Raw genomic sequence first — 4418 nt, 5'->3', positions numbered from 1 at the left:
GGTGTGGGCTTGCAGGACCGTTGGCGCCATGGATGGCGCCATCGAGCCCCCAAGGATGGGTTTACGGCGTGTCCTGCCCACCCACACCGCCGCGCCCAGCAAGCAGAAACCCAGAGCCGCTGTTGCCATTGCCGTTGACCTTGGCAGGTGCAGGGCGCAGCCCTGCCGCAGCAACCCAACCCCTTACCAGAGGTCTTCCAGCTTGCGCGGCTTGCACGCCACCCACGATGCGCCCAGCATCAGCGCCGCGCAGCCGAACAGGAAGCCGAACGGCAGCCCCCAGCCATTGCTGACCGTATGCAGCCAGCCCACCAGGAACGGCCCAAGGCAGCTGAAGCTGTAACCCACGCCCTGCATGAAGCCGGACAGCGCCGCCGACCCGGTAGGCGTACGCGTGCGCAGGTTGATCAGGGTCAGGGCCAGCGGGAAGGTGGACGGGCCCACGCCCAGCAGCGCCGCCCACAGCAGCGGCGCCTTCAGCGGTGCCAGCAGCAGGCCGGTGAACGCGATGACGAACGCGAAGAAGCCGATCAGCACCAGCGGGAAGGGGTTCGGCAGGCGCACCGCCAGCGAGGGGATGACCAGCGACGGCAGCAGGCCCAGCGCCGAGAACACCGCCACCATCACGCCACCGAACGCCGGCGTGGCGCCGGCCTCGACCACGATGCGCGGCAGCCAGGTGAACATCGAATAGGTCATCAGTGAGGTCATGCCGAACATCAGCGTCATGCTCCAGCCCAGCGACGTGCGCCAGACCTTGCCGTGCGGCTGCGCGCTGGGGTCGCTGCTGTCCTGCACCGGCCGGGGCGCACGCTTGGCCAGCAGCAGCCAGGGCAGGGCGGCGGCCAGGGCCAGCAGCGCCCACATGCCCAGCGACACGCGCCAGCCAGCGGCATTGGCCACCGGCACCGCCAGCAGCGCCGGGGTCATCGTGCCCAGCTGCAGCACGCTGATGTACAGCGTGCTCATCGTGCCCACCTTGTTGGCGAAGTAGCGCTTCACCAGCGGCGGCACCACCACGTTGCCGATGCCCATGCCGGCCAGCGCGATCACCGAACCGAGCAGCAGGGTGCCGACGTTGCCCGCACTGGAGCGCAGCAGCAGGCCGGCCATGGCCAGGGTCATCGCCAGCAGCGTGGTGCGCTCCAGGCCCAGGCGCCGGGCCACGGCCGGGGTCGCCACGCCGAACAGCGCGAACGAGGCCGTGGGCAGCATGCCCAGCACGCCGGTCATGGTGGTGCCGAAGCCGAACTGCTGGCCCAGCACGTCCAGCAGCGGGGTGATGGAGGTGACCGCCGTACGCAGGTTGACCGCCGCCAGCAGGATGGCAACGAAGGCCAGCAGGCGGCCCTGCAGCAGCGAGGGTGAGGGCGAAGTGGGGGACGTCATGCGGGGGTCCTTGCAGGTGGCGCACGCCGCAACGTGGGCGTGCAGCGCCGCACCGGACAGTGCCGGTGAGGTGGGTGGGGGAAAGGTGGCCATTGTACGTGGCGCGATGCGCCCGGTCCTGTCGGCGCTGACTGTCGCGATCCGCACATCCTGATGTCCGTTGTCGCAGCGCGCCGGAAATCCGCTCGGGTCCAGTGAATCCGTTGTGTTTCCAGCGTTTGCCTGGCGCACGCCCAGCCAACGGCAGGGCACGCTGCGCTGCGGTCAAGTGCAGGCTGTTTGCGCCATTGCTAGGTTCGGGCCGAATCCAATACGGAAGGATGGTGGGGTGGCAAGGACGTTGATTGTGGTGGGGGATGCGACCAGCAGCGGGGGCCGGGTCATTACCGGTTCGCCTGCGACCGACATCGAGGGCAAGCCTGTGGCGCGTCCTCACTTCAATGGCCGAGCACGACCACGGTCAGCCTGACCGGCGCGCCAAGCACGTACCTTATGCTGGGGAATTCGCTTGATTATTAGTGTTCAAGCCAATCTGCGAACGACGCCCGTCGGCAGGTCCGCTGAGGATGTGCTGCGCTTGGCTGTGCTGGCGACCAAGGCCCTGGACCCACTCCATCCATCGCTCAAGAATTGGTTTGCACTCCCCTCGAGCCGCAAAGGCAAGTATGTGTCTCTCAATGAAGCGGGCACGCTCATAGAGCAGATGGGGCGGGATGTAGAGGAAGCGCGTAGACGCTTCGGCGATTTTGAAGGCCTTGGGGCTTCATTGACCTTGGCAAACGTGAACAACGACCGGGACTGGCGTAAGCCTGGTTTGGTCGTGTTCGGTTTAGATCCGACAACGGGATTCAACAAGTTTCGTCTTGATGGGATCGAGCCATTTGGGGTGAATGCCCATGATCTCATGTTGAAGGCGTTGGTCGAGCTGGTGAAAATAGTAAGGCCCTCGTTCGCGTGCGTTGATGTGAAGTCCAGAACGCCCGAGAAGGGGCTTGTGACCTATCAAATTGACCGACGCCTGTATCAACACCGGGAATTCTTCGGTTGGATGGGCTTCGTGCCCGCGCAGATCACCCACGCGCAGATACGCGACGCACATGCCGTCCACCCGATTGATGGCCTGGGTACGGTGATCGTCTCGGTGCCGGGCGTGTTTGACCCCACCGACGACGCGCAGGTGGACAAGGTGCACCGCGTTGAAATGGATCTGGCCAGCTACGATCTGTTGCCGGTGACCGATCCTCACTTCAAGGCCTGAGCACGACCACAGCCGGCCCAGGTCCCCACCCGAAGCGCTTCTGTCGCCTACCCATGGAGGAAGCAGATGATCATTCGTGCTCAGGAAAATCTGTGGACCACTCCCGTCTCACGTTCACCGAGTGAGGTGCTGGGCTTGGCCTTGCTGACAGTACAAAGTCTCGCAGCACTGCACCCATCGCTGAGAGAATGGTATGCACTGCCTTCAAGTCCCAAGGAAGAGTGTATTTCACTCGACGATTCGAGTGCGCTCCTGGCTCGAATGGAGAAGGATCTTGACCAGGATCGTAGACGGTTCGGTGATTTTGAAGAGCTGGGTGCTTCCGTGACGCTGGCCAACGTGGACAATGATCGGGACTGGCGCAAGCCGGGATTGGCCGTGTTGGATTTGAACCCAACAACAGGATTCAACTCTTTCAGTCTTGTAAGGCCCGAGCCCTTTGGAGAGGCAACTCCTTCCCTGATGGTCAACGCTTTAATTGGGCTGGTGAAGACAATACGGCCGAGGTTCGCGTGCGTTGATGTGAAGTCCAGAACGCCCGAGAAGGGGCTTGTTTCATATCAAATGGACCGGCGCCTGTATCAACACCGTCAGTTCTTCGGCTGGATGGGATTCGTTCCAGCTCAGGTTGAGCACGCACAGCTCCCGGATGCGCATGCCGTCCACCCGATTGATGGCTTTGGTACGGTCATCGTCTCGGTTCCAGGCGTATTTGATCCCTGCGATGACGCGCAGATGGAGCGAGTTCACCGCGTCGAAAAGGATCTGGCCTGCCGCGACCTGTTGCCAGTGACCGATCCTCACTTCAAGGGCTGAGCGCGACCACGACCGCCCCGCACTCTCTCGAAGCGCCTCCACCGCGCGCAGAGTGACGTAATCCGCACGCCCCCCATCCTGCCGCGCGGCACAACGGCGCTTGCGGCTTAACACCTGCCAAGCCTTTGCGCCCCTAGGTTCTGGACGCCCGCAGACGCTGTGCAACAATGTCGCGAATCGTACGAATTGTTGCAGTGGCGTGTTTGCCCATTGGCACATCGTGCGTTGGCGTTTACACCTTCGCATGCCACCGGAAAAGGGTGGCCGGGACTGCAAAACCCGAGCTGACTTGTTGTATACGCTTGCCAGCCGGCGTCGCTTCGCGCGGCGCCGGCTGGCATTCCGTTCGCGTTCCATGGCGGGCGGTGCGTGGGGGTGTGCGCAAGCACATCCGCCCGAACGAAGTCAGCCGGGTTTTTGCAGCCACGTATCGCCCGCCGCTTTTCTGCGGCGGCTTCACTGTGTTCCTTGCATGGAGAATGCCCATGAAGACGTCTGATACTTCCTTCCCGCCCACCGGTCACGCGCCGGCCAATGCCGATGTGGCAGGCGAGCCCATCACCTTCGTCGCGCAGTTACGTGGCATCGACAGCGGCGGCGCATCCGATGGCCGCCCCTGGCCAGAGCGGCAGCTGGCCCCTGGCCGGCGCATCGCCCTGGCCGATCTGGATTGCGCGCTGGTGGGGCTGCGCACCGTGCATGACATCCTGCTGGCCGCTGAGCGGGCGCGGCAGGATGGCGGGCCGGACCAGGATGTGGGCGAGCGCATCGTGGAGGGCCTGATGCAGGCCTGCCGGGCGCTGGCCATGTATGCCAGCCTGAACGTGCGGCCCTGCTGAGGGAACGTGGCGGGGCAGGGCGGCTGCCTTGCCCCGTTGCAGGCCCGGGCGACAGGCACAAAAAAACCCGGAGGACTGTCGTCTTCCAGGCTTCTTGGTGACCACTGAAGTGGTCG

At 64.1% G+C, this 4418-nt stretch carries 4 protein-coding genes; 3 read left to right on the top strand and 1 reads right to left on the bottom strand.

All coding sequences use genetic code 11. The annotated features are described in order from the left end of the window. Window positions 1-183: 183 nt before the first annotated feature. Window positions 184-1389 (bottom strand): MFS transporter, encoded by a 1206-nt coding sequence (locus tag AC3WL7_RS07880; protein WP_492749911.1) that lies wholly within the window; start codon window positions 1387-1389, stop codon window positions 184-186. Between the two features lie 577 nt (window positions 1390-1966). Between AC3WL7_RS07880 and AC3WL7_RS07875 the strand changes: the two genes are divergently transcribed. From AC3WL7_RS07875 to AC3WL7_RS07865, 3 genes are all read left to right on the top strand, one after another. Beyond that, entirely contained in the window at window positions 1967-2647 is a 681-nt protein-coding gene (locus AC3WL7_RS07875; RefSeq protein ID WP_492749910.1) for a hypothetical protein, read from the top strand. Window positions 2648-2713: 66 nt separating this feature from the next. Next, window positions 2714-3463, top strand: a complete 750-nt coding sequence (locus AC3WL7_RS07870; RefSeq protein ID WP_492749909.1) for a hypothetical protein — start codon at window positions 2714-2716, stop codon at window positions 3461-3463. Between the two features lie 485 nt (window positions 3464-3948). Next, the gene (locus AC3WL7_RS07865; protein WP_079222504.1) at window positions 3949-4302 is read left to right on the top strand and encodes a hypothetical protein; all 354 of its coding nucleotides are present in this window, start codon (window positions 3949-3951) and stop codon (window positions 4300-4302) included. Window positions 4303-4418 lie beyond the last annotated feature (116 nt).

The organism is Stenotrophomonas sp. FW305-3-2-15-E-LB1, from assembly GCF_058787375.1.
This window is presented reverse-complemented; position numbering and strand designations above follow the sequence as displayed.

What these genes read in the sequence shown, in the direction of transcription:
- AC3WL7_RS07880 (WP_492749911.1), bottom strand. Translation starts at nt 1,389, where the DNA reads ATGACGTCCCCCACTTCGCCCTCACCCTCGCTGCTGCAGGGCCGCCTG.
- AC3WL7_RS07870 (WP_492749909.1), top strand. Translation starts at nt 2,714, where the DNA reads ATGATCATTCGTGCTCAGGAAAATCTGTGGACCACTCCCGTCTCACGT.
- AC3WL7_RS07865 (WP_079222504.1), top strand. Translation starts at nt 3,949, where the DNA reads ATGAAGACGTCTGATACTTCCTTCCCGCCCACCGGTCACGCGCCGGCC.